Origin of the sequence: Mycobacterium simiae, assembly GCF_010727605.1 — a bacterium.
Classification (GTDB): Bacteria; Actinomycetota; Actinomycetes; order Mycobacteriales; family Mycobacteriaceae; genus Mycobacterium; species Mycobacterium simiae.
This window is the reverse complement of the sequence record NZ_AP022568.1, coordinates 1,520,499-1,546,500: the sequence shown is the minus strand read 5'-3', so window position 1 is coordinate 1,546,500 and position 26,002 is coordinate 1,520,499. Positions and strand designations below refer to the sequence as shown.

Sequence of the window (26,002 nt, the reverse complement as noted above, 5' to 3'; positions counted from 1 at the left end):
ATCAGCGGCCCAGCAGTCGATTCCGTTGCTCGATGTACTCGTCGTCGGAGATCAGCCCTTCATCGCGCAACCGCGCGAAATCGCGTATCTCCGCAGCGATTCCGGTGACCACCGTCCGCGGCTCGTTCTCGGCGGCAGCGTCGTCGACCTCGCTGGCCTGGCGTGCGATCGCCGGCGCGCCGTGCTGGTCCCGACTTCGCGGGCCGAAGCCCTCGCGGATGGCTCGTCCAGCGGTGCCCGCCATGGCCATCTCACCGAAGGTGCTTTCCACGTTGAACCCCGCAGCCTGTGGTGCGACGGCGGCCGGTGCGGCCGGTAACGCCAGCGCGATCGGGCGCACCGCCGGTGTTGCGGACACCCAAGTGGGCGGCACCGACAGCCTGCCGACGGCGTCGGCCTCGCCCAACCCGGCGGACACCCCGCGGGACACGACATCCGGCGGGGTTGCCGAGACAGGCGGAGTCACGCTCTTGACCACGGCCTCGGGCCCGGCACCCGCGGCGTCCCAGCCGCTGACGATGTCGTCGGTGTGTATACCGGTCTGCGCGCCGACTAGGTCGATCGGAAGGGATATTGCCCCCAGCGGCGACATGGGCGCGTCGAGCCCGTAGGCGATCGCGTCGGCGCCCAGGTCCACCAGGTCCAGCGGCGATGACACGCCAAGTGACGAGCCCGCGTCGGACAGTGCCTGCGGTACCGCGAACAGCGACTGCGAGGCTGGCACCTCAGCGGCCTGCGCCACCGCGTTCGACTGGCCGGTCAGTCCGCCCGGACTGGTGTTCTGCTGCGGCGGGCTATACGGCGTCAGCTGCGTAGCCGCCGCCGCTGAGCCCGCGTATCCGTACATCGCCGCCGCGTCTTGTGCCCACATCTCGCCATATTCGGCTTCCGTCGCGGCGATCTGCGGCGTGTTCTGTCCCAACACATTCGTGGCCACCAACGCCATCAGCAGGCTGCGGTTCGCGGCTACCTCCGACGGCGGGACTGTCGCGGCGTAAGCCGTTTCGTAGGCCGAAACGGCGGCCATGGCTTGACCGGCCGTCTGGTCGGCCTGTGCCGCGGCCCTGCTCATCCACGTCAGGTAGGTGGTCGCGGCGCCGGCCATCATCGCCGAGGAGGGACCCAGCCACTGCCCTGAGGTAAGTCCTGAGACCACCGCTTGGTAGGAGTTGACCGTCGAATACAGTTCCGTGGCAAGGTCTTCCCATGCCTGCGCAGCGGCTAGCATCGGCGCGGACCCGGGCCCTGCATACATGCGGCCGGAATTCACCTCCGGCGGGAGCGCCCCGAAGCCGATCACTTGCCACACCCATTCGAGCGCAAAGAAACCCCCTTAAAGCATTCGAATAGTGCTGTGCGTTAGGCAGATTGACGCTTCACCTGGTACTCGCCGTTCGGGCACAGGCCGCCGTCCGTCGACGGCTGTCCCTTGCGCAGGGTCGCCAGCAGTTCCCGGTACGGGCCGACCAGGTAGACGGTGTCCCCGGCGTTGAGCCGGGCATCGCGGCGCGGATGCAGCTGAACCGGAGCGTCGTCACGGGTGATTGCGATCACCCGGGTCTGCGTGGAGACCTCGAACATCTGCAGCCCGTCGAGTTCACTGCCGGCTTGCACGCGCATACTGCCGACCAAGAACGACCGGTTTCCGACTGAGAACGTCCCCAGCACTTGCAGACCCATCGCGGCGCCGATGAACCACGGCGCGGCCAATTCGACGGTGGAGCGCACGTTTTCGAAGCCGAACCGGTGGGCAACGGCAGACCCGAGATCGTGGTCGTACACCCGTAACACCAACGGGACCTCGCTCCACCGGTTGCCGGTGGCTGATTCCTGGGCGGCCAGCATCTCGCGGATCACGATGCCGGTCTCGATGTTGACCATGTCGTCACGAGTCAGCACCGCCACGGCACGAGCGGTCTGGACACGAGCGGCTTCCAGTGTCTGTCGCAACGTGGCGTCTCCGAATATCACCGGTACGTCGAGTTCGTCCATCGTCGACAAGAAGGGGTTGGTCTGGTCGCGCTCGATCACCGCGACGTCGTAGCCCTCGGTGATCAAGTCGCTGACGACCCGAATGCCCAGGGCGCTGAGCCCGACGACAATGATGTGGTTGCGCAGGTGCCGTGCCCGCGGCCGTCCGGACGACCAGACGAACCGACGTGAGAGCATGACGTCGGCGACGAACGACACCAGCAGGGCGGTGGTGGTCACGCCGCCCAGCATCAACATGGCGGCGTAGAACCGAAGCCAGGTCGGTTGCTTGGCGAAGCTGAAGTCTCCGTATCCGGTGGTCGTGATCGTCTCGTTGGTGAAGTAGAACGCGTCGACCCAGGACATCCCGGGGTGTGTGTAGGAGAAGTGCAGCAGCGTGGTCGACCCGACGATCAATATCCCCAGGGCCACGATCACCGGATAGAACGCGGGGTTCACGTCACTGGACAAGGTGCGCACCGCGTTGACCACCCGGCGCAACCGGGACTGCCGGGACCGGGTTCTGGTGTGGCTGGGGACTTTGATCCCGGCGGTGATCAGGTCGCTTTTCGTGCCGATCATGGCCGTCCAGTCGCCCGCGCTGACTCGCATGTCACGGCCTGGGCAGACGACCACTTCGCCGGCGTTGAACGTGTTGTCGCCTTTGACGATGGCGACCGGGTCGAGGTCCCCGTAGATCTCCCGCAATGTCGCGTCGTAGGGCGCCTCGGCGCCGAACACCACGAACTGCGTACCGGCGGCCTGGAACGGGTGCGTGGTACGGGCCAGACATGCCTCGACGACCGCCGGTGCTGCGAGGTCGGCAACGCCAAGAATCGCGCTGGGCCCGTCGTCGGCGGCGACCGCTTCCCGCAGCACATCATTGGCCAGTCGAGCCACGACCCGAATGTCCGGGTTGGCCTTTCTGGCCAACAGCGCGATCTCGAGATTGGTGGCATCGTCGACCCCGGCGCAGACGATGGCCGACGCGTGGACGACTCCGGCCTTGACGAGCTCGGTTTTGACACGGGCGCCGGCGAGGTCGGAATCGAGGAGTCTGGCAACGCTTGCGCCCGCCCTTTTGAGCTCCTCGATGATCGTGGTCGCCAGCGCGTCATCACCGCTGACGATGACGCACTGGTGCATGAGTTCTGGCTCCTCCGCGACATCGTGAACTGGTCCAACAGCTCCAGTGGATTTGGCCGATCGTAACAGCCCTTGAATCACCGTGAGCTGCATCGCAATTCGCCGCCACCATAACGATTGCATCACGAATTCCACCAAATATACAGTGCCACAACGTATTTGATGAAGTCCGGCCCGCTCCGCGCGCAAGCGCTGAGGTCGCTGGTTATCCACGACGCGAACACTTTGCTGGGAATTACCTGATTTGTCGATCGCCGCTCAGCGGCACTCGTGCTACCGACATATCGACGGGTTCCTGCGGGTTTGTCGCCCGTACGGATTGCTTTGTTGCGTGCAGATGACCTTCTTCAAATGTCCTGGCAATATCGCTGGCAACTTGCTGTGTGTTTGCGGACTTGTTCGGCCTGCGTCGTCAAGTAGGGGAGCGACACGGCGTCGTCGAGCAGCTACGCTTTCGCCGAGTCGGTCGAATTGGGGATAAGGAATTTGGCTTGTGACAACACCTTTGGATGCTGAGCACAGAACATGGTCGTCGTTCTCCGACGTGTGTAAGCGTGGATTTCTCGGCAGACCACTGATCACCGATCAGCTGCAGCACGAGAAGTTATCCAATCCAGTTGCACTGGGCGTGCTTTCGCCCGATGCGATCTCATCGACTGCCTATGGCTCCGAACAGATCATGATCGAGCTATTGCCGGCTGCTGGAATGGCGGCTTTCGCATTGCTGCTCCCCATCACCGGCGTCATCCTGTTGATCCTGGTGCTGGTATCCGCGTCGTATCGCCAAGTGGTCATGGTCTACACGAGGGCGGGCGGTTCCTATGTCGTTGCGCGGGAGAACTTCGGTCCACGGGTGGCTCAAATTGCCGCCGCGGCGCTGCTGATTGACTACGTGGTGACCGTCGCGGTGCAATGCGCCGCCGGGACCGTCGCGGTGGTCTCGGCCATACCGGCACTGGGCCCGTACAGCTTGGAGATCACGGTGGGCGTCGTGCTGATGATGTGCTTCGCCAACCTTCGTGGGCTGCGGGAAGCCGGCGTTCGATTCGCAGTACCGACCTATGCCTTCACGGCGATGGTGTCGCTGACGATCGTCGCGGGACTGGTGCGCGAATTCATCGGCAATTTGCCGACATACGATCCGCAACAGATGACCGGTGTGGTGCCGGTCCATCAAGGTGGTGGCATCATCATGGGCGCAACCTTGTTGATCGTGCTGCGCGCGTTCGCCAACGGCGGTTCTTCGCTGACCGGTGTGGAAGCAATCTCCAACACGGTCAACAGTCTGCGCCAGCCCGAAGGTGTCAATGCCCGTCGGGTGATGACCGTGATGGCCTGCATGCTCGGGTTCTTGCTCGCGGGTGTGGCGTGGTTGACCCACGTCACGCACGCGGCACCCTATGTCGACGGTTATCCGTCGATGTTGTCCGAAATCGCCAGGGCGGTATTCGGGCACGGCGTGATCGGCCAAGTCCTGTATTTCTTGCTACAGGCATCTACCGCGGCGATCCTCTACACCGGCGGCAATACCAGCTTCAACGGATTCCCCGCATTGGCCAGTTTCGTTGCCGAAGATCGCTTCATGCCAAGGCCTTTGATGAAACGCGGTCACCGGTTGGTGTTCTCCAACGGGATTCTGACCCTCACCGCGTTGGCGGTGGCACTGCTCCTGATCACCGGCGGCTCCGTCGATGCGCTGGTGCCGTTCTACGCAATCGGCGTATTCACCGGGTTCTCGATGGCCGGCTACGGCATGACCAAGCACTATTGGACCGATCGCGGATCGGGCTGGCGAGGCAAACTTGCGGTCAACCTATCGGCAGGGATGCTATCGACGATCGTGGTCGGGATCTTCGCCGTGGCGAAGTTCACCGAAGGCGCGTGGCTGATCGTCGTCGTGTTCCCGCTGCTGGTCTTCGCGTTGATGCGGCTCAACCAGAAGTATCGCGCCGAGGCGGCCGTGCTGGAGGTGTCGCACGCCAAAACCCCAGTGTTCGCCCGGTATACGCGGCACCGAGTACTGGTTTTCGTCGATACCGTCGACCTCGCCGAAATCGAAGCGCTGCGCTACGCGAACGGGCTGCACGCCGACGACCTGACCGCGGTGCATTTCATGCTCGACGCCATGAGGGCCGAACGGCTACGGCAGCGTTGGGAGCACTTCGATCACCACACGCCGTTGCGCGTGGTCGATTGTCCGGACCGTCATTTAGCCAGGGCCGCACACGATTTGGTTTTCCGAGTACTCGACGATCACCCTGACACCAAGATCACGGTATTGCTGCCGCGGCGAACCTACTCGCCGCTGGTTGGCCGGCTCTTGCACGACCGCACGGCGGACAAGATCGCGCGCGCCGTCAGCCGCATCCCGGGTGCGACGGCCCAGATCGTGCCCTACGACATCGAGTCCCGGATTGCCGAAGTCACCCGGGTCTTGTGAATCCCAATCCCAGGAGGGGAGCCGCCGTGACGACCACGACCACGACCACGACCACGACGACGACAACGTCGACGACAACGATCCCCGGAATGCCGCTTTCCGTTGCCGATCGATGCAAGCGGATCTTTCTCGGAAGGCCGCTGACGACCGATCAGTTGGAGTCGGAGCGGTTATCCAACCGCGTTGCGCTGGGGGCTCTTTCACCCGATGCGATCTCCTCGACCGCCTACGGCCCGGAGCAGATCATGATAGAGCTCTTGCCGGCGGCGGGAATGGCCGCGTTCGCGTTGCTGTTGCCGATCACCGGTGTGATTCTGGTGATCTTGGCACTGGTGTCGGCGTCGTACCGGCAGGTCGTCATGACCTATGCGCGATCCGGCGGTTCCTACACCGTCGCGCGGGAGAACTTCGGCCCACGGGTGGCGCAGGTCGCTGCCGCGGCGCTGCTGATCGATTACGTCGTTACCGTGGCGGTACAACCCGCTGCCGCCACCGTTGCGGTAGTCTCTGCGGTTCCGGCTCTGCGTCCCTACCACCTGGAAATCACGCTGGCCGCGGTGGTGTTGATTTGCCTGGTCAACCTGCGCGGATTGCGTCGATCGGGCCGGGCATTTGCGCTGTCCACCTACGCCTTCGTCGCGATGATCACGATCACGATCCTGACCGGACTGACTCGTGAAATCGTGTGGGGATTGCCCAGATACGACCCACAGCACATTGCCGGAGCAGTGCCGGTCCACCAGGGCAGCGGATTGGTAATGGGCGCGACAGTGTTGATTGTGTTGCGCGCGTTCGCCAATGGCGGCGCGTCACTGACCGGTATCGAGGCGGTTTCCAACAGTGTCGATGCGTTACAGAAGCCGGAAGGCATCAACGCGCGCCGGATCATCACACTGATGGCGTGCATCCTGGGCTTCTTGCTGGCGGGTGTTGCCTGGCTTGCGCACGTCACGCACGCCGTGCCGTACCTGGATGAATACCCGTCGATGTTGTCCGAAATCGCCCACGCGGTCTTCGGCAACGGCGTGTTCGGCCACCTGTTGTACTTCCTGGTGCAGGCGTCCACCGCGGCCATTCTGTTCACGGGCTGCAACACCAGCTTCAACGGCTTTCCCGCGCTGGCGAGTTTCGTCGCCGAGGACCGCTTCCTGCCGCGACCGTTGACCAAGCGCGGCCATCGGCTGGTGTTCTCCAATGGCATCCTGCTACTGGCCGGGCTGGCACTGACACTGTTGGTGATTACCGAGGCAAAGGTCAGCCACCTGGTGCCGTTCTTCGCAATCGGTGTGTTCACCGGATTCTCGATGGCCGGCTACGGCATGGCGAAATACCATCTGACGCAACGCGGATCGGGCTGGCGGCGCAAGCTGCTCGTGAATTTGTCCGCCGGAATCCTGTCGACGGTCGTCGTGGGGATTTTCGCGGTAGCCAAGTTCACCGAAGGTGCGTGGCTCGTCGTTGTGGTGTTTCCGGTGCTGGTCTTCGGCCTGATGAGGCTGAACCGAAAATATCGTGCCGAGGCTTCCGTGCTGGAGATGTCGCACGGCAAAGACATCGACCTGGATCGGCATCCGCGACTTCGGGTGCTGGTTTTCGTCGATTCCGTCGACCTCGCCGAAGTCGAGGCGTTGCGCCTGGGGTACGGGCTGCACGCGGACGACTTGACGGCGGTGCACTTCGTAATCGACGTGGACCGTGCCATGGAACTCCGTGCACGCTGGGAACGCTTCGAACACGACACGCCGCTGTGGTTGATCAACTGCCCGGACCGGCACTTGAGTCGTGCCGCATTCGATCTGGTCTGCCGGGTGCTCAGCGATCACCAGGACAGCAAGGTGACGGTACTGCTGCCGCGCCGCACTTTTTCACCGTTGCTCGGCCGGCTACTGCACGACCGCACCGCGGACAAGATGGCGCGCGCCGTCAGTCGCATCAGGGGTGCGACGGCGATCATCGTGCCTTACGATATCGAGTCCCGGATCGCCCGAGTGGCACCCAAAGGCCTTGCGCCTCAGGAAGCCAACGTCGCCCGGATGCACACGGTGACATAAGGCATCGCCAACCCGGTCGAATTGGCCAGCGCCGGATGCGTAGCCAGCAGGTTGCGTACCTGCTCCAGGGTTTGGGTGCGCACCTCGGTGGGCGACGTGATGCAGTAGCTGCGCGATGCCACCAAATCGATCAACGCTTGCGGCGTGAGGTAATTCGTCCATTCGACCTGATGACGTTCGGGCTCGGCGAACGGCGGCGGCAACTTCACGTCGAACCGGCGACCGTCACCGTCGCTGCCGATAATCTGACCGAGCTCACGCACCCAGCCGAGTCGCTCGTCGCGGGTGTTCCACACCAGACCCAGTCGCCCGCCGGGCCGCAACACGCGGGCCACCTCGGGAATCGCTCGCTCCGGATCGACCCAGTGCCAGGCTTGGGCGACCAGAACCGCGTCAACGCTGTTGTCCTCCAACGGAATCTCTTCCGCGGTACCTAGCAGCGCGCGAGTCTCGGGAAGCGAAGCGCTCAGCACTTCGAGCATGTCCGGAATCGGGTCCACGGCCACCACCTCCAGGCCGCGTTCGACCAGCCGGGTGGTCAGCTTGCCGGTACCCGCCCCCAAGTCGAGTACCTGGCGCGCGCCGCGCGGCAACAGCCAGTCGATGGCCTCGGGCGGATAGGATGGCCGTCCACGCTCATAGGCTGCGGCCGCCGAACCGAACGACAAGGAGCGGTCGTGCCGAGAGCGGGTCACCTCCGACACGCACCTTCATTCGCGGCCAGATCCAGTGTCTTACGGATCAATTCACCCACCGCCTCGGTCTCCACCAAAAAACCGTCGTGCCCGCAGATGGAATCGACAACATGAAGCCCGGTGCAGCCCGGCAGCAGGTCGGCCAACTCTTGCTGCAGCCGCAACGGGTAGAGCCGGTCGGATTTGATCCCACCGACCACGGCTGGTACCGGGCACCTGCCCAGCGCCTTCTTCAGCCCGCCCCGGCCGCGCCCGGCGTCGTGGCTGTTCAACGCTTCGGTCAGAGTCACGTAACTGCCGGCATCGAAACGGGCCAAGATCTTGGCGCCCTGATGTTCCAGGTAGCTCTGCACGGCGTAGCGTCCACCGTCCGCTGGATCCTCGCCGCTTTGGCTGTGATTGGCGAATCGGGTGTCGAGCTCGACCTCGCCGCGGTAGGTCAGGTGAGCGAATCGGCGGGCGATGGCCAGGCCCGCATCCGGGAACCGCCCGGTGCCGTGGTAGTCGCCACCGAGCCAGTTCGGGTCGGCCTTGATCGCCGCGATCTGGGTGGTCTGAGTGCCGATCTGGTCCGCGGTGGCACGCGCACCGACGGCCAGCAGCAATCCGGCCCGAACGCGTTCGGGGTGGCCGACCATCCATTCCAAAGCCCGTGCGCCGCCCATGGATCCGCCGACCACGGCCGCGACCTGACTGATGCCGAGCGCCTCCAGCGTGGCGATATCCGCCTCGACCTGGTCGCGCACGGTGATCAGCGGAAACCGTGAACCCCACGGCTTCCCGTCTGGGGCAAGCGAACTCGGCCCGGTGGAGCCACGGCAGCCACCCAGCACGTTGGTGGCCACCGCACACCATCGGCTGGTGTCGATCGGTGCGCCCGGCCCCGCGATGCCGTCCCACCAGCCGGGAGTGGGATGCCCGGGTCCGGCCGGCCCGGTGATGTGGGAATCGCCGGTGAGAGCGTGTAAGACCACGACCACGTTGTCGCGGGTCGGTGACAGCTCGCCCCAGCGTTGGACCGCGATACAGACATCGTCGATGACCGCGCCGCTCTCGGTGGTCAGCGAGCCGATGTCGACCAGACCGATCTCGCCTTCGGCTGGCAGCGTTTGGGTGGGGACGTCGGAAATCGTCATGGCACTGTCCCTCGCGTCCTCAGAAAGCCGCCACGGCCTGCGGGTCGGAGCTTTTCGGGACTGCCGCGAACCCGAGCTCCAGGTCGGCCAGGATGTCGTCGATGCCCTCGATGCCGACGGCCAGTCGCACCAGCCCCGGCGTGACGCCGGTGCTGAGCTGCTCGGCGGGACTCAGCTGGGCGTGGGTGGTCGATGCCGGGTGAATCACCAACGACCGCACATCGCCGATGTTGGCGACGTGGCTGTGCAGTTGCAGCGCGTTCACGAACGCCCGCCCGGCTTCCAGACCGCCGGCCAGTTCAAACGCCAGGACAGCTCCGGTTCCCTTGGGCGCCAGCTTCTTTGCCCGCTCATGCCACGGCGAGCGGGGCAGGCCCGGGTAGTTCACCGACAGCACACCGTCATGACCCTCCAGGAATTCGGCCACCCGTTGGGCATTGGCGACGTGCCGCTCGATCCGCAGGCTCAACGTCTCCAGACCTTGGGCCACCAGGAACGCGTTGAACGGGGAGGCCGCAGACCCGAGGTCGCGCAGCAACTGCACGCGCGCCTTGAGCGCGTAGGCCGGCGGTCCCAGCTCGGCGTAGACCACGCCGTGGTAGCTCGGGTCGGGTGTGGTGAACCCGGGAAAGCGGCCCCGCGTCCAGTCGAACGTGCCGCCGTCGACGATGACGCCGGCGATCGCCGATCCGTGACCGCCCAAGTACTTCGTCGCCGAGTGCACCACGACGTCGGCGCCCTGAGCCAACGGCTGGATCAGGTACGGCGTGGCGATGGTGTTGTCGACGATCAATGGGATGCCGTTGGCATGGGCAACCCCGGCGACTCCGGGCGTATCCAGAATGTCGATCTGCGGGTTGGAGATCGTCTCGGCGAAGAAGGCCTTGGTGTTGGGCCGCACCGCGGACTGCCACGCGTCCAGATCGTCGGGATCCTCGACAAAGGTGACCTCGACGCCGAGCTTGGCCAGCGAGTAGTGGAACAGGTTGTAGGTGCCGCCGTACAGGCGCGCACTGGACACGATGTGATCCCCGGCACAGGCCAGGTTCAAGATGGCGAACGTCTCAGCGGCCTGACCGGAGCTCAGGAACAGCGCGGCGACGCCGCCCTCGAGCGCGGCGATGCGTTGTTCGACGACATCGGTGGTCGGGTTGCCGATCCGGGTGTAGATGTTGCCCGGCACCTCGAGCCCGAACAGGGCGGCGGCGTGGGCGGTGTCGTCGAAGACGTACGACGTGGTCTGGTAGATCGGCAGGGCCCGGGCCTTGGTGGTCGGGTCGGGCTGCTGGCCCGCGTGCACCTGCTTGGTCTCGAACGACCAGTGCGCCGTCGGATCCGTCTCGGAATTGGTGTTGTCGGAGCTCACCCTAAGTTTCCCTGTCTACTCAGGGGTCCGTCACGGCGGACCCGCGCTTGCCGGATAGCCGGTGCTGTGGCTACTCAACCTGGTCATCACCCGGGGCACCCCACCGCGGTTGGAGGGTTGCCGGCCAGCAAGCCGGGGCTTGATGCTGGCGCTCATGACCAATACGGAGACTATCTTACTGCGTCGACATCGTGCCAACTCGTGCTTGATAACGTGGCAGCAAGAACGCTGAGACCCCCCAATAATCTACGTCGGGAGATTGACCGTGAGCGCCGACAAGCCGACCGTCATCTACACACTGACCGACGAGGCGCCGTTGCTGGCGACCTACGCCTTCCTGCCGATCGTGCGGGCCTTCGCCGAACCGGCGGGGATCGAGATCAAGACCAGCGACATCTCGGTGGCGGCGCGTATTCTCGCCGAATTCCCCGAGGATTTGACCGACGAGCAGCGGGTCCCGGACAACCTGGCCGAGCTGGGGCGGCTGACCAAGCTGGCCGACACCAACATCATCAAGTTGCCGAATATCAGCGCCTCGGTACCCCAACTGGTCGCCGCCATCAAGGAACTGCAGGACAAGGGCTACAAGCTCCCGGACTTCCCGCACAGTCCTAAGACTAAAGAGGAAAAGGAAATTCGCGAGCGCTACGCCAAATGCCTTGGCAGCGCGGTCAACCCGGTGCTGCGGCAGGGCAACTCGGACCGGCGCGCGCCCAAGGCGGTCAAGGAGTACGCGCGCAAGCATCCGCACAGCATGGCGGAATGGTCGCAGGCGTCGCGCACCCATGTTGCGACCATGAAGCACGGCGACTTCTACCACGGCGAGAAGTCGATGACGCTGGACCGCGGGCGCAACGTGAAGATGGAGCTGGAGACCAAGGACGGCAAGGTCGTCACGCTCAAGCCTGTGGTGTCGCTGCGTGAGGGCGACATCATCGACAGCATGTTCATGAGCAAGAAGGCCCTGGTCGAGTTCTACGAGGAACAGATGCAGGACGCCTACGAGACCGGCGTGATGTTCTCACTGCACGTCAAGGCGACCATGATGAAGGTCTCGCACCCGATCGTGTTCGGCCACGCGGTCAAGGTCTTCTACAAGGACGCGTTCGCCAAGCACCAGGCGCTCTTCGACGAGCTCGGCGTCAACGTCGACAACGGACTGGTCGACCTCTACGCCAAGATCGAGTCGCTGCCGGCGTCGCTGCACGATGAGATCATCCGCGACCTGCACGCCTGCCACGAACACCGCCCCGAGCTGGCCATGGTCGATTCGGCCAAGGGCATCACCAACTTTCACTCGCCCAGCGATGTGATCGTCGATGCGTCGATGCCCGCGATGATCCGCGCCGGCGGCAAGATGTACGGCGCCGACGGCCGGCAGAAGGACACCAAGGCCGTCAACCCCGAGTCGACCTTCTCCCGGATCTACCAGGAGATCATCAACTTCTGTAAGACGAACGGCCAATTCGACCCGACCACAATGGGCACCGTCCCCAACGTCGGTCTGATGGCCCAGCAGGCCGAGGAGTACGGCTCGCACGACAAGACATTCGAGATTCCCGAGGACGGCGTCGCCAACATCATCGACCTCGACACCGGGGACGTCCTGCTCACCCAGAACGTGGAAACCGGTGACATCTGGCGCATGCCGATCGTGCGGGACGAAGCCATCCGCGACTGGGTCAAGCTCGCCGTGACCCGGGCCCGTAACTCGGGCATGACGGTGGTGTTCTGGCTGGACACCGAACGGCCGCACGAGGTCGAGCTGCGCAAGAAGGTCAAGGCCTATCTGAAAGAGCACGACACCGAGGGCCTGGAGATCCAGATCATGCCGCAGGTGTGGGCCATGCGGTACACGATCGAGCGCGCGGTGCGCGGGCAGGACACTATTGCCGCGACCGGAAACATCCTGCGGGACTACCTCACCGACCTGTTCCCGATCCTCGAGCTGGGCACCAGCGCCAAGATGCTGTCCATCGTGCCGTTGATGGCCGGCGGCGGGATGTACGAAACCGGTGCGGGCGGCTCGGCCCCCAAGCATGTCCACCAGCTCGTCGAGGAAAATCATCTGCGCTGGGATTCCCTGGGTGAATTCCTGGCTCTGGGAGCATGTTTCGACGACATCGGCATCAAGACCGACAACCCCCGCGCGAAGCTGCTCGGCAGGACCCTGGACTCGGCGATCGGCAAGCTGTTGGACAACAACAAGAGTCCGTCGCGCAAGACCGGCGAACTCGACAATCGTGGCAGCCAGTTCTACCTGGCGCTGTATTGGGCCCAGGAACTCGCCGCCCAGGACGAGGACAAGGAGTTGCGCGATCGGTTCACCGCGCTGGCCGACTCGCTGAGCGAGAACGAGGACACCATCGTCGCCGAACTGGCGGCGGTGCAAGGCAAGCCGGCCGACATCGGCGGCTACTACTACCCGGACCCGGATAAGACGACGGCCGTGATGCGGCCGAGCAAGACGCTCAACGAGGCACTGGCGAAGGGCTGACGCGCCAGTCTAAGTTGCCGGCGGATCGGCGACCTGGACCGGGCGGACGCACTCGTCGAGGAAGTCCACGATGACTTTCGTCACCCGTTCGGCAGCTTCGAACATCGGCACGTGCCCGACGCCGTCGAGCTCGGTGACCCGATGGCCCTCCGGCAGATGGCGGATGAAATGCCGGCTGAACCTGGGCGACGGGATCACCCGGTCTTTTTCGCAAATCACCAGGTGCGCCGGGACGGCGTTGAGCGCGAGCTCGCGCAGGCCGGGCATCAACAAGGCCTTGACCAGCAGCTGGACGTAGGCGGGGCAGTGGGCCGCGTCGTCGATGATGTCGGCGAGTTTGCGCTCGCTGACGCCGTCCGGGGTGGCGCTGATCGCGTAGGTGGCCAACCGGCGGCTGAACGGTAGCTGCAGCACCCGCGGGCCCAACAGAAAAGCGAACGCCAGCAGCGGGATGGCCAGCACGAACTTGCCGATGACCTCGAATTTTGCCGGGCTCCAGCGGGTCCAGCCGCCGGCCGGCGCGATGCCGATGATGCTGCGGGCCCGGCCGCGCCGTTCGAGTTCGAACGCGACCCAGCCCCCCAGCGAGTTGCCCACGATGTGGGCGGTGTCCCAGCCCAGCTCGTCCATCTGCCGCTCGACGTGGTCGGCCAGCACCTCGGAGCTCAGAAACCAGGTACCGGCCGGCGGCCCGCCGTTGTGACCCGCCATTGTCGGGGCGAACACCTCGAAGCGTCCGGTGTCGGCCAGCTGCTGGGCGACGTCTTCCCAGACAATTTGCGAGAGCAGGAACGGATGCAGCAGCAAGACCGGCTCTCCGGAACCCAGATGGATCGGCGCGCGAGTGCTCATGTAGGCGACATTAAATGCGGTACCGCCGGTACCGCAAGCAAGGCCGTGCCGGGAAATTCGGGCGTGAAAAGATCGACACATCATGAGCACCACTACCGGACCCAGCCGGATTTTCTCCGGCGTGCAGCCCACCTCTGACTCGCTACACCTCGGCAACGCGCTGGGCGCGATCACCCAGTGGGTCGCGCTGCAGGAGGACTACGACGCGTTCTTCTGCGTGGTGGACCTGCACGCCATCACCATCCCGCAAGACCCCGAGGCGCTGCGCCGCCGCACGCTGGTCACCGCGGCCCAGTATCTGGCGCTGGGCATCGATCCCGCCCGCAGCACCATCTTCGTGCAGAGCCATGTCCCGGCCCACACCCAGCTGGCCTGGGTGCTGGGCTGCTTCACCGGATTCGGGCAGGCGTCGCGGATGACGCAATTCAAGGACAAGTCGCTGCGCCAGGGCAGCGACTCGACCACGGTCGGCCTGTTCACCTACCCGGTGCTGCAGGCCGCCGATGTGCTGGCCTACGACACCGATCTGGTGCCGGTGGGCGAGGATCAGCGCCAGCACCTCGAGCTGGCCCGCGACATCGCCGAACGGTTCAACTCCCGCTTCCCGGACACCTTCGTCGTGCCCGACATGCTCATCCCCAAGGCCACCGCCAAAATCTACGACCTTGCCGATCCGGGGTCCAAGATGAGCAAATCGGCGGCCACCGATGCCGGACTGATCAACCTGCTCGACGATCCGGCCAAGTCCGCCAAGAAGATTCGTTCGGCCGTGACCGACAGCGAGCGGGAAATCCGCTTCGATACCGAGGCTAAGCCGGGAGTGTCGAACCTGCTGACCATTCAATCGGCGGTGACCGGCATCGACATCGACAAGCTCGTCGACGGCTACGCCGGGCGCGGTTACGGTGACCTGAAGAAGGACACCGCCGAGGCGGTGGTCGAATTCGTCGCCCCGATCAAGGCGCGAGTCGACGAATTGACGGCCGACATCGCCGAATTGGAGGCAGTGCTGGCGGCCGGCGCCGAGCGCGCCGAGGACGTGGCCGGAAAAACGGTCCAGCGGGTTTACCATCGGCTGGGGTTTCTGCCGCAACGGAGGTAAGGCCCGTTTCTCACCTGGGAGCCGCCGCCATGAATGAACCGGCCAAGCCGGGATTCATTGACCGATTGCGCGCCCGGTTCGGCTGGCTCGACCACGTGATACGGGCCTACACCCATTTCGGTGCGCGCAACGGCGGGTTTTTGGCGGCCGGTCTCACCTACTACACGATCTTCGCGCTATTCCCTTTGCTGATGGTCACATTCGCCCTCGTCGGTTTTGTGTTGTCGCGCGATCCGGCGCTGATCGACACGATCAGCAACCACATCCGCGGCACGGTCTCCGGCACGCTGGGTCAGCAGTTGGTGGATCTGATGAACTCGGCGATCGAGGCGCGCGCATCGGTCGGCATCATCGGGCTGATCACCGCGGCCTGGGCCGGTCTGGGCTGGATGTCCCACATGCGCGGCGCCGTGACCACCATGTGGTGGGATGAGCAATACGATTCGGCGGGGTTTGTGCGCAACAAGATCTCCGATCTGATCGCGATGGTCGGCACGTTCGCGGTCATCGTCGTCACGCTGGCACTCACCGCCCTCGGGCACGCGGCGCCGATGCGTGCTTTGCTGAGATGGCTTGGTATACCCACTTTCTCGGTATTCGGCGAGATCTTTCGGGTGGTTTCGATAGCCGTGTCGCTGCTGGTGTCGTGGTTGTTGTTCACCTGGCTGATCGGCCGGCTACCGCGGCACAAGGTCAACCTGGCCGACGCGGCGCGGGCCGGCTTGCTGGCGGCGATCGGCTTCGAGTTGTTCAAGCAGGTGGGGTCGATCTATTTGCGTGTCGTGCTGCGCAGTCCGGCGGGAGCTGCCTTTGGCCCGGTGCTGGGTTTGATGGTGTTCGCTTACATCACCGGCTATCTGGTGCTTTTCGCCACCGCCTGGGCGGCCACCGTGTCCGGGGATCCGCGGCGAGCGCACACCCCGCCGCCGGAGCCGGCGATCATCGCCCCGCGGGTGTTGCTGGACGAGGGAATCACCACCCGCCAGACGCTGACCGCGATGGCGATGGGAGCCGTTGGTGCGCTGGCCCTGTCCCGGGTGACCCGTCGGCTCCGTTAACGCCAGTTGCCGCGCACCATCACCGCGGTGACCCGCAGCTCGCGGTCCAGCACTACCAGATCGGCAGCGTAGCCGTCGCGCAGTGCGCCGACCCGGTCGAGGCCGAGCGCCCGCGCCGGTGTCGCCGACGTCATCCGTACCGCGTCGGCCAGCGCGGCGTCGGGGTCCGGGCCGGTCTGGGCCACTGCGCGAAAGAGCCGATCCATGGTGGCGGTGCTGCCCGCGATCGTCGACGTCGAACTGACCCGCGCCACACCGGAGTCCACCTCGATGGGGACGGCGCCGAGCCGGTACGCTCCGTCTGCGCAGCCGGCCGCGGCAATGGCGTCGGTGATCAGCGCGACGCGGTCGGGGCCGGCGGTCCGGATGACGGCACCCACCATGGCGGGATGCACGTGCACGCCGTCGGCGATCACTTCGACGGTGACGTCGGGATGCTCGAGCAGCGCGAGCACGGGGCCCGGGTCGCGGTGGTGCAGGGAGGGCATTGCGTTGAACAGATGCGTGCCGACCGTGGCGCCCAGCGCGATCGCCTGCTGGGTCTGCTCGTAGTTGGCGGCGGTATGCCCCACGGCCACAACCACACCCGCGTCAACGAAACGGCGGATCGCCTCGGCGCTGCCGCGGCGTTCGGGGGCCAGCGTGACCATGCGGATCGTTCCCGCGCCGGCGGTCAGGACGTCGTCGAGCTCGCCGGGAGCGGGGTCGCGCATCTGGGTGGCGTCGTGGGCGCCGCACCGCGCCGCGGACAGCCACGGCCCCTCCAGATGAATGCCCGCGACGACGCCCGCGCGGGTCGCGTCGGCAAGGGCGCGGACTCCGGCGATCAGCTCCTCGGGCGAGGCGGTGACCAGGCTGGCCAGCGTCGTGGTAGTCCCGTGCCGTAGGTGAAACGTGGCGGCATCGGCTACCTGCTCGGCGTCCAGGTAGGAGGCGCCACCGCCGCCGTGCACATGCATGTCGATAAACCCTGGCACCACAAGGCAATCCGTGAAATCGTGGTCGGGCGGGCCCGGTGCCGCACCGTCTCCGCAGCCACGGACCCGTCCGTCGGCGACCCCTATCCAGCCGGGTCGGCAGATCCGGCCGTGCAGGGCCACGGCGTCGGCGCGAATCAGGGGCATGGCTCCTCCCAACGTCCACCGTTTTCCCAGAAGTGCCTGATCTCCTCGAGCTGGCGTCCTTTTGTCTCCGGGGCGTACCGGTAGACAAAGCCGAACGCCGCGACGGCCAGCGCGCCGAACACCGTGAAAGTCCCTGCGCCACCGAGTGAATGCAGCATGGTCAGGAAGACTGCCGCGACGATCGCATTGGCCAGCAGGTTAGCGGTGAGCATGGTGCTCGACCCGAGGGAGCGCAGCCGGGTGGGAAAGCTCTCGCTGGCATACACCCAGCCCAGGGAACCGAAACCCAGTGTGTAGCCGACGATGAACAGCAGGATGCCGGCGAACCCGAGGATCGCGCCGCCGAAGCCACGACCGAACACGAGCGTCAGCACCAGATCTGCGACGATCATCATCGCGATGCCGCACAACAGGATTGGCCGCCGTCCCACCCGATCGACCAGGGTCAGTGCCGCGCCCACCGCGGCCAGCCCGGCAACTTGCACCAGTGCCGGCAGAGCCAGCAGCGCGAAATTGCCGGTGAATCCCATGGCCTCGAAGATGCGGGGGCTGTAGTAGATGATCGCGTTGATGCCGGTGATCTGGATCAGGAAGCCGAGGGTGACCACGAACACGGTGGCCCGCAAGTACGGTGGCCGCAGCATCTCGGAGATGCCGCCTTTGAAACCCGGGGAGCCTTCGCGCGCGGCACGGCCGATTTCGGCGAGTTCCGCATCGGCGTCCGCGGCGGGCTCGACCCGCAGCAGCGCACGGCGGGCGTCCTCGACCCGCCCCTTCATCAGATACCACCGCGCGGTGTCGGGAAGTCGAATTGCCAACGGCACTAACAATAGTGCCGGCGCGGCGGCCAGTCCCAGCATCCACCGCCAGCTGTGCGTACCGGCCAGCAGGTAACCGGCGAGGTATCCGAGGATCAGCCCGCTGACGATGGCCAGCTGGTAGGTGGTCAGCAGCGCGCCGCGCACCGCCGGCGGCGCCGACTCCGCCACGTAGACCGGGACGACCACCACCATCACGCCGATGGTCAGCCCCAGCAACAGCCGCGCGGCCAGCAGCATCGGCAGGGCGACCGAGAACGCGCCGAGCAACGCGAAGACCGCATAGCCGACCAGGATCAGCACCAGCGACCGTTGCCGACCGATCGCGTTGGCCAGCACGCCGGCGCCGAGCGCGCCCGCGATCTGGCCGATCACGGCCATCGTCGTCAGCAGCTCTTGCTGGCCGGTCGTGAGCCCGAAATCCTCGGTGACGAACAGCTGCGCGCCCGCGATGATGGACAGGTCGTACCCGTAGCTGAGACCGACGCTGGCGCCGGTCAGCCCAACGCGCGCCCCCGCAATCAACGGTGCTGGTGTTGGGGCCGCCGGTTCATTGACCGCGCGACCATGATCAATGCGAACACGATGATGGCGCCGATGATGCCCACACCCACCCGCACCGGCAACGCGTCAGCCGCCGGCAGTAGGTTGGCCGCCTGGGCGCCATTAGCGCGGCGATCAGCAGCGCTGTCCTGCTTGGGAATCAGCGACGGGTCGGGTTCGATCAGCCCACCGATCTGCGTGCCCTGCGGGGTGGCGAAGCCGTAGTCCAGCAGGTGCGCCGCCTGCTCCCACGGGGCGATCGGCTGCCGGGTGCCGTGCAGCAGCACCGCGACCAGCCGGCGGCCGTCGTGGTTGGCCGCGCCGACGAACGTCTGGCCGGCGTCGTCGGTGTAGCCGGTCTTGCCGCCCAGCGCTCCCGGATACTTGTAGAGCAGCTGGTTGTCGTTTTCCAGCTCGTAGCCCGGGTGGTCGCCGTGGCCGGGGAAGTCGAAGGTCCGGGTTGCGACGATGTCGGCGAAAGTCGGGTTCTGCCAGGCATATCGGTAGAACAGGCCGATGTCGTAGGCCGAGGTGCTCATGCCGGGCCCGTCCAGCCCCGACGGCGTGGCCACCCGGGTGTCGCGGCCGCCGAGCTTAGCGGCCAGCACGTTGATCTTCTCCAGCGCCTGCTGCATCCCGCCCAGCTGCATGGCCAGCGCGTGCGCCGCGTCGTTGCCGGAGTGCATCAGCAGTCCGTGCAGCAGCTGGTTGACCGTATAGACCCCGCCATCGTCGACGCCCACCTTGGTGCCCTCGGCGGCCGCGTCATCCGAGGTTCCCGTCACCGACTTGTTCAGCGGCAGCGCGTTGAGCGCCGCCATCGCGATCAGCACCTTGATGATGCTGGCGGGGCGATGCCGCCCGTGCGGGTCCTTGGCGGCGAGCACCGCCCCGGTGTCCAGGTCCGCGACCAGCCAGGCCTCCGCGGAGATGTCGGTGGGTAGCGGTGGAGTGTCCGGCGCGGTGACGATGCCGCAACTGGACAGGGCGTCACCGCCCACCGGCTTGGGTGGCACGGCCAGCGGAATGGGCGGATCACCGGCTTGCGGGGCCTCCGAGGAGTCGACCGCGGGCGGGGTGTTGACGCGGTACGGGCAACTGGGTGCCCCGGCGTCGGGTCCCGGGTTGGGCTCCGCGAGCGCGGCCGGCGCGCCCGACACGGCCGGGGCGGCGGCCACAAAAAGGGCCACTGCCAGGCATGATGCAGAACGTGAGAGGCTCATCAACTGTGCAGACTAGGCGATGGGGCGCCCAATCCGCGGGAGCCGCGCTGTGACTACTGGGGCAGATGTTACGACTGTCGTGTTCCCGGCGGCCGTCTCTGCGACGCACTACGCTGGCAGGGGTCAATAGCCGGCGACGTCGGAAAGGGTGCGCGATTCCAAACGAGCGATTGTGGTCGAAGTGGCGGCGCAACCGCGGCGGCAGCGACGGAGCGGGTAGCGCGCCGCGGTCGCTCGAACAGCTGTTCAAGCAGGTGGAGAAATCGACTCAGGTGCGCCGCACCGGGCTCGACAAGGTCCTGGCCGAGCTGCAGATGCACCGCGACGCCACCACCGACCCCGAGGCGCGTTCCGCGCTTGCCTGGCTGTGCAACTCGCTGTCGCGGTTCGTGAACAACCCCAGCGCGGCGCACGCGCGCCAGCTGGTGATGGCCACCGGCACCGCTAAAGCCGCGCTGCATCGTTGAGGTCGCGGCCGCTGCGCCCCGGCTTCGCCGGGTCTAGAACCGCTGCCAAACCTCGCTGAGCACGCCACGCAGGATCGACTCGATCGTGTCGAACTCGGCCTGACCGCTGATCAGCGGCGGCGCCAGCTGAATGACCGAATCCCCACGGTCGTCGGTGCGGCAATACAACCCGGCCTCGAAAAGCGCCTTCGACACCTGGCCCAACAGGGCTCGGCGTTCGTCGTCGGTAAACGTCTGCTTGGTGGCCTGGTCCTGCACCAGCTCGATGCCGTAGAAATATCCCTCGCCGCGGACGTCGCCGACGATTGGCAGGTCGTAGAGCTTCTCCAAGGTTGTCCGGAAGGCCGGCGCGTTGGTCTTGACGTGGTCGGTGATTCCCTCGCGCTCGAAGATGTCGAGGTTGGCCAACCCGACCGCCGCCGAAACAGGATGGCCGCCAAAGGTATACCCGTGCGGGAACATCGTCGCGCCGTCGTTGAACGGCTCGAACAATCGCTCGCTGGCGATCATCGCACCGATCGGCGAGTACCCCGACGTCATGCCCTTGGCGCAGGTGATCATGTCGGGTACGTAGCCGATGTCGTCACAGGCAAACATCGAGCCGATCCGGCCGAAGGCACAGATCACCTCGTCGGAGACCAGCAGCACGTCGTACTCGTCGCAGATCTCGCGAACCCGCTCGAAATAGCCTGGGGGAGCGGTGATGCTGCCGCCGGCGTTTTGCACCGGTTCCAAGAACACCGCCGCCACGGTCGACGGTCCCTCGAACTCGATTGCCTCGGCGATGCGGTCGGCGGCCCACTTGCCGAAGGCTTTGGCGTCGGTGTTGAACGGTTCCGGCGCGCGGTAGAAGTTCGTATTGGGCACCCGGAAGCCGCCGGGGGTCACCGGCTCGAACGGCTCCTTGAAGCGCGGCAACCCGGTGATCGCCAGCGCGCCCTGCGTGGTGCCGTGGTAGGCGACCGCACGCGAAATCACTTTGTGTTTCCCGGGTTTGCCGGTGAGCTTGAAATACTGCTTGGCGACTTTCCATGCGGTCTCGACAGCCTCGGTGCCGCCGGTGGTGAAAAAGACCCGGTTCAGGTCGCCGGGGGCGTAGTGCGCCAATCGCTCGGCGAGCTCGATCGCGGTCGGGGTGGCGTAGCCCCACACCGGGAAGAACGCCAACGTGCTCGCCTGCCGGGCCGCGGCCTCGGCCAGTTCGGTGCGGCCGTGGCCGACCTGGACGGTGAACAACCCGGATAGCCCGTCCAGGTAGCTCTTGCCGCGGTCATCGTAGATCGTGACGCCCTCGCCGCGCGTGATGATCGGCGGCGTGAATTCTGGGCCGTGCCGGGTGAAGTGCAGCCAAAGGTTGTCAGTCATCGTGCTCTCGAGCCTAGTGCTGGATCGAAATCACTTGACTAGTATCCCCGCGTCCACACACAGCGTCGTGCCGGTGATGTAGCGACCCGACCCGGCGCACAGATAGAGCATCGCCTCGGTGACGTCCTCGACGGGGATCAGCGAAACCGGCAGCAGGTTGCTGAGCATCGTCGCTAGTTCGGGGTGCTCGCCGAGAAATGCTCCGGCGGCCTGGTTCTGGATCATCGGCGTCGCCACCGCGGTCGGATGGACGGAGTTCACCCGAATCTCCTTCTCCGCCAATGTGGTGGCGTAATAGCGCATCAATCCGATGGCGCCGTGTTTGGCGGCCGTGTAGCCAGCCAGCCCGGGGTTGTGCGCCTCGAAACTGGCGCCGAGCGATTTGAAACCCGCCGCCGAGCTGGTGATCACGATGGCCCCGCCGTCGCCGTGCCGGAGCAGATGAGGCAGGGCGGCCTCGATCGTCGAGTAGACGCCGTTGAGCATGATGTCGATCGCCTCATTGAATGCACTCGCCGTCGGCCGAGCGAGTCCGATACCGGGCATGACTCCGGCGTTCGCGAGGACGAAGTCCAGCCGGCCGAGTTCGGCCACCGCGTCGGCCAGCACCGCCTGCAGCCGGGCGACATCGCGGACGTCGGCCTGGGCGGCGACGATCCGACGGCCGGTCTTCTCCACCAGGTTGACCGTCTCGTCCAGATCCTCGGGGCAGCTCATCGGGTAGGCGACGGTGTCGAGTTGCCGACAGATATCCACCGCGATGATGTCCGCGCCCTCCTCGGCGAATCGGACGGCGTGTGCGCGGCCCTGACCGCGCGCGGCACCGGTAATGAACGCCACTTTGTCAGCTAGTCGCCCCGTCATGCCTCCACTGTGCTGGCACGGACGGGATGCGGGTTGTGCATGCCTGCACGGAGGTTGCCCGACTGCGCATAGGCTCTGGGCATGGCCTCGACACAGGTCAGCGATTTCGAGGAGCTGCGGCCGCACCTGATGGCCGTCGCCTACCGGCTGATGGGCACGGTGTTCGATGCCGAGGACATCGTCCAGGAGGCCTGGCTGCGCTGGGACAAGCAGGATGCGCCGATCACCGACTTGCGGGCCTGGCTGACCACCGTGGTCAGCCGATTGGGGCTGGACCGGCTCCGGTCGGCCGCCCACCGGCGCGAGACATACACGGGCAACTGGTTGCCAGAGCCGGTGGTCACCGGCCTCGACCGCGCCGATCCGCTCAACGCCGTGGTGGCCGACGAGGATGCCCGGTTCGCGGCGATGGTGGTCCTAGAGCGGCTGTCACCGGATCAGCGGGTCGCGTTCGTGTTGCACGACGGGTTCTCGCTGCCGTTCTCGGAGGTGGCCGAGGTGCTGGGCACCACCGAAGTAGCCGCGCGGCAACTGGCTTCGCGGGCCCGCAAGGCGGTCGCGGCCGACCCGCCGCCGCGGCCTGACCCGTCGCACAACGAGGTGGTCGGCCGGCTGTTGGCCGCCATGTCGGAAGGCGACCTGGACACTGTGGTGTCGCTGCTGCATCCCGACGTCACGTTCACCGGCGACTCGAACGGCAAGGCGCCGACGGCTGTCCAGGTCATCCACGGAGCTGACAAGGTGGTCCGCTTCATGCTCGGTCTGGCACAACGGTATGGCCCTTCGATGTATACGGCGTATGAATTAGGTTTGGTCAACGGCGAACTCGGCATCTACACCGCCGGCTGCCCCGCCAGCGAGGGATACCGACATATGCTGCCGCGAATCACCGCCGTCACCGTGCGCGACGGAAAGGTCTGCGCGCTATGGGATATCGCCAACCCGGATAAGTTCACCGGGTCTCCGCTGCGAAAAGGCTGATAGGACTTACCTATTACGGCGCGAGCCGGAAACCGTCCCGGGCTCCCTACAATCGGGGTGGTGCCGGACCCTACGACGGCGTATTCGGAAAATCTCCATGCCGCACTGTGGCGTTCTGCCGCCGCCGAGGTACTCGGCGGCACCGCCGGCCGCACAGCCGATCTCGACTGGGCCGCCAACCCCACACTGGCCGGCATCGATCGGCATGTTCGGGCGCTGGAATCCGGCCGTCCGGTCCGCCGGCCGCGCCGTGCCGGGCCCGCCCACCGGGATCCGGACATCATCGCCTACCTCTCCGAACTTCACCAGCGGCTCGCGCACTCGCGGCTGAACGATGATCCCGTGCTGACGGCCGAACTTCGCCAGCAGCTCAGCACCTTTGCGCGCCAGGACTCGGCGCTAGATCAGCTGGGGGAGAAGTACTTTGAGTACTACGCCGAGTATCCGTACCACCTACCCGGCGCCCCGGCCTACCGCTGCTGGCAAGCACCGGAGGCAGGAAACGGCGATGTCGACTTCGGGTTGATCGAATGGCGGCTGCCCGCCGACGCGACGATCGCCGTCGTCGGTGACGTCGGCACCGGCACCGACCTGGCGGCGGCGACGCTGGTTGCCGCGCTGTCGTTTCGGCCGGACGCGATTCTGCACCTTGGAGACGTCTACTACTCGGGAACCGCCTTCGAGTTCGACCACCGCTTTGTCGGGTTGTTCGAGTCGGTGTTCACCGCGACCGGCCACCGCGCACCGATATTCGGGGTGCCGGGCAATCACGAGTACTTCACCGGCGCGCACGCCTACCTCGCGGCGCTGGACGGCCCAGCGTTGCGGATGACACCGGACCAGCGCCAGCGAGCCAGCTATTTCGCGCTGCGCTCGGCCGACGACGGGTGGCAGTTCCTGGGAATGGATACCGGCTTCTACGGCCACACCATCAGCATGCCCATCGAGGCGCAGCGGGCGGTGCTTGCGGTACTGCACCGCCGCCACCCCGAAATTCCGCTTGATCCCGATTCACCCGCGGTCACGTTGTCGGTGCCGCAGCCAGCGATGGTGCGGTTGCGCGACGACGAAGTCGACTGGCACATTCGGCACGCGACCTCGTTTCCCGGTCGCTCGGTGTTGTTGTCCCACCATCAGCTGTACTCGGCGCGATGGGAGGTCGGGCGCGCACAACGGCAACAGGCCGCCGGCGGCGGTGGCATCCGCCCCGATCCGACCGATCTCCACCGCGGCTGGGTCGACACCGACCTGTGGCGTCAGGTCGGCCCGCTGTTCGGGCAGCACGTGGCGGCGTGGTTCTGGGGCCACGAGCACAACCTCGGGATCTTCGCCGACGACTATGTACCGCCCGGCTGGCCGGCGGACCTCGGCGCCGACGCGGCGACCTTGCGGACGCTGCCGAAGGGGCGTTGCTGCGGCCACGCGGCGATACCGGTCAACGTCCGCGACCGACCCTATGCCGTCGACTTTCCGGTACCCCTTAAGCGGCCGGACCTCCAGCTCGGCCGGCACGAAGACTTCTATCACCGGGGTTTCCAGATCCTGAACCTGAACGGAGCCGGAAAACCGATGGCCGCCAGGTATTTTCAGGTGGCGCGGCTGGATCCCACGCCGCAGCTGATCCACCAGGAGAGCATCGCCTGAGTGGCCGGCTATCCGGTCGCCCACGGAATGCGGCAGCTATCACCGGAATTGAAGCCCTGCTCGGTGATGCCCAGCGCGGAGTTCATCCGGGCCCGCATGTTCTCCAGCCCGATCTGATACGTCAGCTCGATCACCCCGGCATCGCCGAAACGAGCCCGCAGACCTTCGACCTGTTCGTCGGTGACGGTGTGCGGGTCGGTGGTCAGCGCGTCGGCGTAGGCGATGGCGGCGCGCTCGTCGTCGGTGAATGCCGCGGAGGTGGCGTAGTCGTCGATCTCCTGGAGCCGCTGGATGTCCAGGCCGTCCAGGCGCTGCAACATGGCTCCGAAGTCCACGCACCAGGAACAGCCGATCGCGCGGGCAGTCCAGAACACCGCGAGCTCGCGCACGCTGGCGGGCAGCGTCCGGCAGGCCCGCTCGACCATCGTCTCGTGCACGGCACCGGCGACCAGCAGCTTGCGATGATGTGCGGTCACGGCGAACGGTTCGGGAACCTGGCCGAAGCGGCGTTTGGCGAATCGGTACATGGCCCGGGTCATCAGGCCGGCGCGTTGGGGCGGTAGGGGCTCGATGCGAGTTTTCTGTGTCATACCCCTCAGACGACGCGGTGTGGGCGAGTGTGACCAGAACTTGTCAAGAATCCTCCAAGAATCTCCGCC

At 65.9% G+C, this 26,002-nt stretch carries 19 protein-coding genes, 1 pseudogene and 1 riboswitch; of the genes and pseudogenes, 8 read left to right on the top strand and 12 right to left on the bottom strand.

Annotated features, from left to right (window positions below; translation table 11 throughout):
* Position 1 precedes the first annotated feature (1 nt).
* Complete coding sequence (locus G6N33_RS07015; protein ID WP_044512882.1) at positions 2 to 1,297, bottom strand: PPE family protein, SVP subgroup; 1,296 nt, start codon at positions 1,295 to 1,297, stop codon at positions 2 to 4.
* Positions 1,298 to 1,359: 62 nt separating this feature from the next.
* Positions 1,360 to 3,117 (bottom strand): NAD-binding protein, encoded by a 1,758-nt coding sequence (locus tag G6N33_RS07010; protein WP_044512883.1) that lies wholly within the window; start codon positions 3,115 to 3,117, stop codon positions 1,360 to 1,362.
* A 505-nt stretch (positions 3,118 to 3,622) separates the two neighbouring features.
* Here G6N33_RS07010 and G6N33_RS07005 point away from each other — a divergent pair.
* Entirely contained in the window at positions 3,623 to 5,557 is a 1,935-nt protein-coding gene (locus tag G6N33_RS07005) for an APC family permease (RefSeq protein WP_081662184.1), read from the top strand.
* Positions 5,558 to 5,646: 89 nt separating this feature from the next.
* The gene (locus G6N33_RS07000) at positions 5,647 to 7,608 is read left to right on the top strand and encodes an APC family permease (protein ID WP_081662185.1); all 1,962 of its coding nucleotides are present in this window, start codon (positions 5,647 to 5,649) and stop codon (positions 7,606 to 7,608) included.
* On the opposite strand, the gene G6N33_RS06995 is transcribed toward G6N33_RS07000, so the two are convergent.
* From G6N33_RS06995 to G6N33_RS06985, 3 genes are read right to left on the bottom strand one after another with little or no spacing between them, the layout of a single operon-like run.
* Entirely contained in the window at positions 7,569 to 8,303 is a 735-nt protein-coding gene (locus tag G6N33_RS06995) for a class I SAM-dependent methyltransferase (protein WP_044512888.1), read from the bottom strand. The genes G6N33_RS07000 and G6N33_RS06995 overlap by 40 nt on opposite strands.
* A complete protein-coding gene (gene metX, locus G6N33_RS06990) occupies positions 8,300 to 9,439 on the bottom strand; it encodes a homoserine O-acetyltransferase MetX (RefSeq protein WP_044509964.1) in 1,140 nt (379 codons plus the stop codon). The genes G6N33_RS06995 and metX overlap by 4 nt, the downstream gene beginning before the upstream one ends.
* A gap of 19 nt (positions 9,440 to 9,458) precedes the next feature.
* Positions 9,459 to 10,805, bottom strand: a complete 1,347-nt coding sequence (locus G6N33_RS06985) for a bifunctional o-acetylhomoserine/o-acetylserine sulfhydrylase (protein ID WP_101528620.1) — start codon at positions 10,803 to 10,805, stop codon at positions 9,459 to 9,461.
* Between the two features lie 38 nt (positions 10,806 to 10,843).
* Positions 10,844 to 10,965, bottom strand: a riboswitch (SAM riboswitch).
* A gap of 105 nt (positions 10,966 to 11,070) precedes the next feature.
* On the opposite strand from G6N33_RS06985, the gene G6N33_RS06980 reads away from it, so the two are divergent.
* A complete protein-coding gene (locus G6N33_RS06980; RefSeq protein ID WP_044509966.1) occupies positions 11,071 to 13,302 on the top strand; it encodes an NADP-dependent isocitrate dehydrogenase in 2,232 nt (743 codons plus the stop codon).
* Between the two features lie 9 nt (positions 13,303 to 13,311).
* Here G6N33_RS06980 and G6N33_RS06975 read toward each other — a convergent pair whose 3' ends face one another.
* Positions 13,312 to 14,154: an alpha/beta fold hydrolase gene (locus tag G6N33_RS06975; RefSeq protein WP_101528619.1), complete on the bottom strand. Its 843-nt coding sequence runs from the start codon at positions 14,152 to 14,154 to the stop codon at positions 13,312 to 13,314.
* 82 nt (positions 14,155 to 14,236) lie between these two features.
* Here G6N33_RS06975 and trpS point away from each other — a divergent pair, with 82 nt between their 5' ends.
* Both trpS and yhjD read left to right on the top strand, forming a co-directional pair.
* Positions 14,237 to 15,256, top strand: coding sequence for a tryptophan--tRNA ligase (gene trpS / locus G6N33_RS06970; protein WP_044509967.1), 1,020 nt, complete (start codon positions 14,237 to 14,239; stop codon positions 15,254 to 15,256).
* 29 nt (positions 15,257 to 15,285) lie between these two features.
* A complete protein-coding gene (yhjD, locus tag G6N33_RS06965) occupies positions 15,286 to 16,314 on the top strand; it encodes an inner membrane protein YhjD (RefSeq protein ID WP_044509968.1) in 1,029 nt (342 codons plus the stop codon).
* Here the strand turns inward: yhjD and nagA are convergent.
* Genes nagA through G6N33_RS06950 form a run of 3 tightly spaced genes read right to left on the bottom strand, consistent with a single transcriptional unit; the run spans position 16,311 to position 20,022 of the window.
* Positions 16,311 to 17,438, bottom strand: a complete 1,128-nt coding sequence (gene nagA / locus G6N33_RS06960; RefSeq protein ID WP_044509969.1) for an N-acetylglucosamine-6-phosphate deacetylase — start codon at positions 17,436 to 17,438, stop codon at positions 16,311 to 16,313. The two genes, yhjD and nagA, sit on opposite strands and share 4 nt — an antisense overlap.
* A complete protein-coding gene (locus G6N33_RS06955; RefSeq protein WP_044509970.1) occupies positions 17,429 to 18,781 on the bottom strand; it encodes a sugar porter family MFS transporter in 1,353 nt (450 codons plus the stop codon). The genes nagA and G6N33_RS06955 overlap by 10 nt, the downstream gene beginning before the upstream one ends.
* Complete coding sequence (locus G6N33_RS06950) at positions 18,778 to 20,022, bottom strand: D-alanyl-D-alanine carboxypeptidase family protein (RefSeq protein WP_044509971.1); 1,245 nt, start codon at positions 20,020 to 20,022, stop codon at positions 18,778 to 18,780. The genes G6N33_RS06955 and G6N33_RS06950 overlap by 4 nt, the downstream gene beginning before the upstream one ends.
* 170 nt (positions 20,023 to 20,192) lie before the next feature.
* Between G6N33_RS06950 and G6N33_RS06945 the strand changes: the two genes are divergently transcribed.
* Positions 20,193 to 20,489, top strand: a complete 297-nt coding sequence (locus tag G6N33_RS06945) for a hypothetical protein (protein WP_044509972.1) — start codon at positions 20,193 to 20,195, stop codon at positions 20,487 to 20,489.
* 33 nt (positions 20,490 to 20,522) lie between these two features.
* On the opposite strand, the gene G6N33_RS06940 is transcribed toward G6N33_RS06945, so the two are convergent.
* Together G6N33_RS06940 and G6N33_RS06935 are read right to left on the bottom strand one after the other, a co-directional pair.
* Complete coding sequence (locus G6N33_RS06940; protein ID WP_044509973.1) at positions 20,523 to 21,854, bottom strand: aspartate aminotransferase family protein; 1,332 nt, start codon at positions 21,852 to 21,854, stop codon at positions 20,523 to 20,525.
* 30 nt (positions 21,855 to 21,884) lie between these two features.
* The gene (locus tag G6N33_RS06935) at positions 21,885 to 22,718 is read right to left on the bottom strand and encodes a mycofactocin-coupled SDR family oxidoreductase (protein WP_044509974.1); all 834 of its coding nucleotides are present in this window, start codon (positions 22,716 to 22,718) and stop codon (positions 21,885 to 21,887) included.
* 81 nt (positions 22,719 to 22,799) lie between these two features.
* Between G6N33_RS06935 and G6N33_RS06930 the strand changes: the two genes are divergently transcribed.
* On the top strand, positions 22,800 to 23,699 hold the full coding sequence (locus G6N33_RS06930) for a sigma-70 family RNA polymerase sigma factor (protein WP_044509975.1): 900 nt from the start codon (positions 22,800 to 22,802) through the stop codon (positions 23,697 to 23,699).
* 60 nt (positions 23,700 to 23,759) lie between these two features.
* A complete protein-coding gene (locus G6N33_RS06925; RefSeq protein WP_044512891.1) occupies positions 23,760 to 25,343 on the top strand; it encodes a metallophosphoesterase family protein in 1,584 nt (527 codons plus the stop codon).
* 8 nt (positions 25,344 to 25,351) lie between these two features.
* On the opposite strand, the pseudogene G6N33_RS06920 reads toward G6N33_RS06925, so the two are convergent.
* Positions 25,352 to 25,966 (bottom strand): annotated as a pseudogene (locus G6N33_RS06920) (carboxymuconolactone decarboxylase family protein); the annotation flags it as partial.
* Between the last annotated feature and the right edge of the window lie 36 nt (positions 25,967 to 26,002).

Coding starts and splice junctions, on each gene's coding strand:
- metX (WP_044509964.1), bottom strand. CDS start 9,439: ATGACGATTTCCGACGTCCCCACCCAAACGCTGCCAGCCGAAGGCGAG.
- nagA (WP_044509969.1), bottom strand. CDS start 17,438: ATGCCCCTGATTCGCGCCGACGCCGTGGCCCTGCACGGCCGGATCTGC.
- yhjD (WP_044509968.1), top strand. CDS start 15,286: ATGAATGAACCGGCCAAGCCGGGATTCATTGACCGATTGCGCGCCCGG.
- G6N33_RS06940 (WP_044509973.1), bottom strand. CDS start 21,854: ATGACTGACAACCTTTGGCTGCACTTCACCCGGCACGGCCCAGAATTC.
- G6N33_RS06975 (WP_101528619.1), bottom strand. CDS start 14,154: ATGAGCACTCGCGCGCCGATCCATCTGGGTTCCGGAGAGCCGGTCTTG.
- G6N33_RS06950 (WP_044509971.1), bottom strand. CDS start 20,022: ATGAGCCTCTCACGTTCTGCATCATGCCTGGCAGTGGCCCTTTTTGTG.
- G6N33_RS06930 (WP_044509975.1), top strand. CDS start 22,800: ATGGCCTCGACACAGGTCAGCGATTTCGAGGAGCTGCGGCCGCACCTG.
- G6N33_RS06935 (WP_044509974.1), bottom strand. CDS start 22,718: ATGACGGGGCGACTAGCTGACAAAGTGGCGTTCATTACCGGTGCCGCG.
- G6N33_RS07000 (WP_081662185.1), top strand. CDS start 5,647: ATGCCGCTTTCCGTTGCCGATCGATGCAAGCGGATCTTTCTCGGAAGG.
- trpS (WP_044509967.1), top strand. CDS start 14,237: ATGAGCACCACTACCGGACCCAGCCGGATTTTCTCCGGCGTGCAGCCC.
- G6N33_RS07010 (WP_044512883.1), bottom strand. CDS start 3,117: ATGCACCAGTGCGTCATCGTCAGCGGTGATGACGCGCTGGCGACCACG.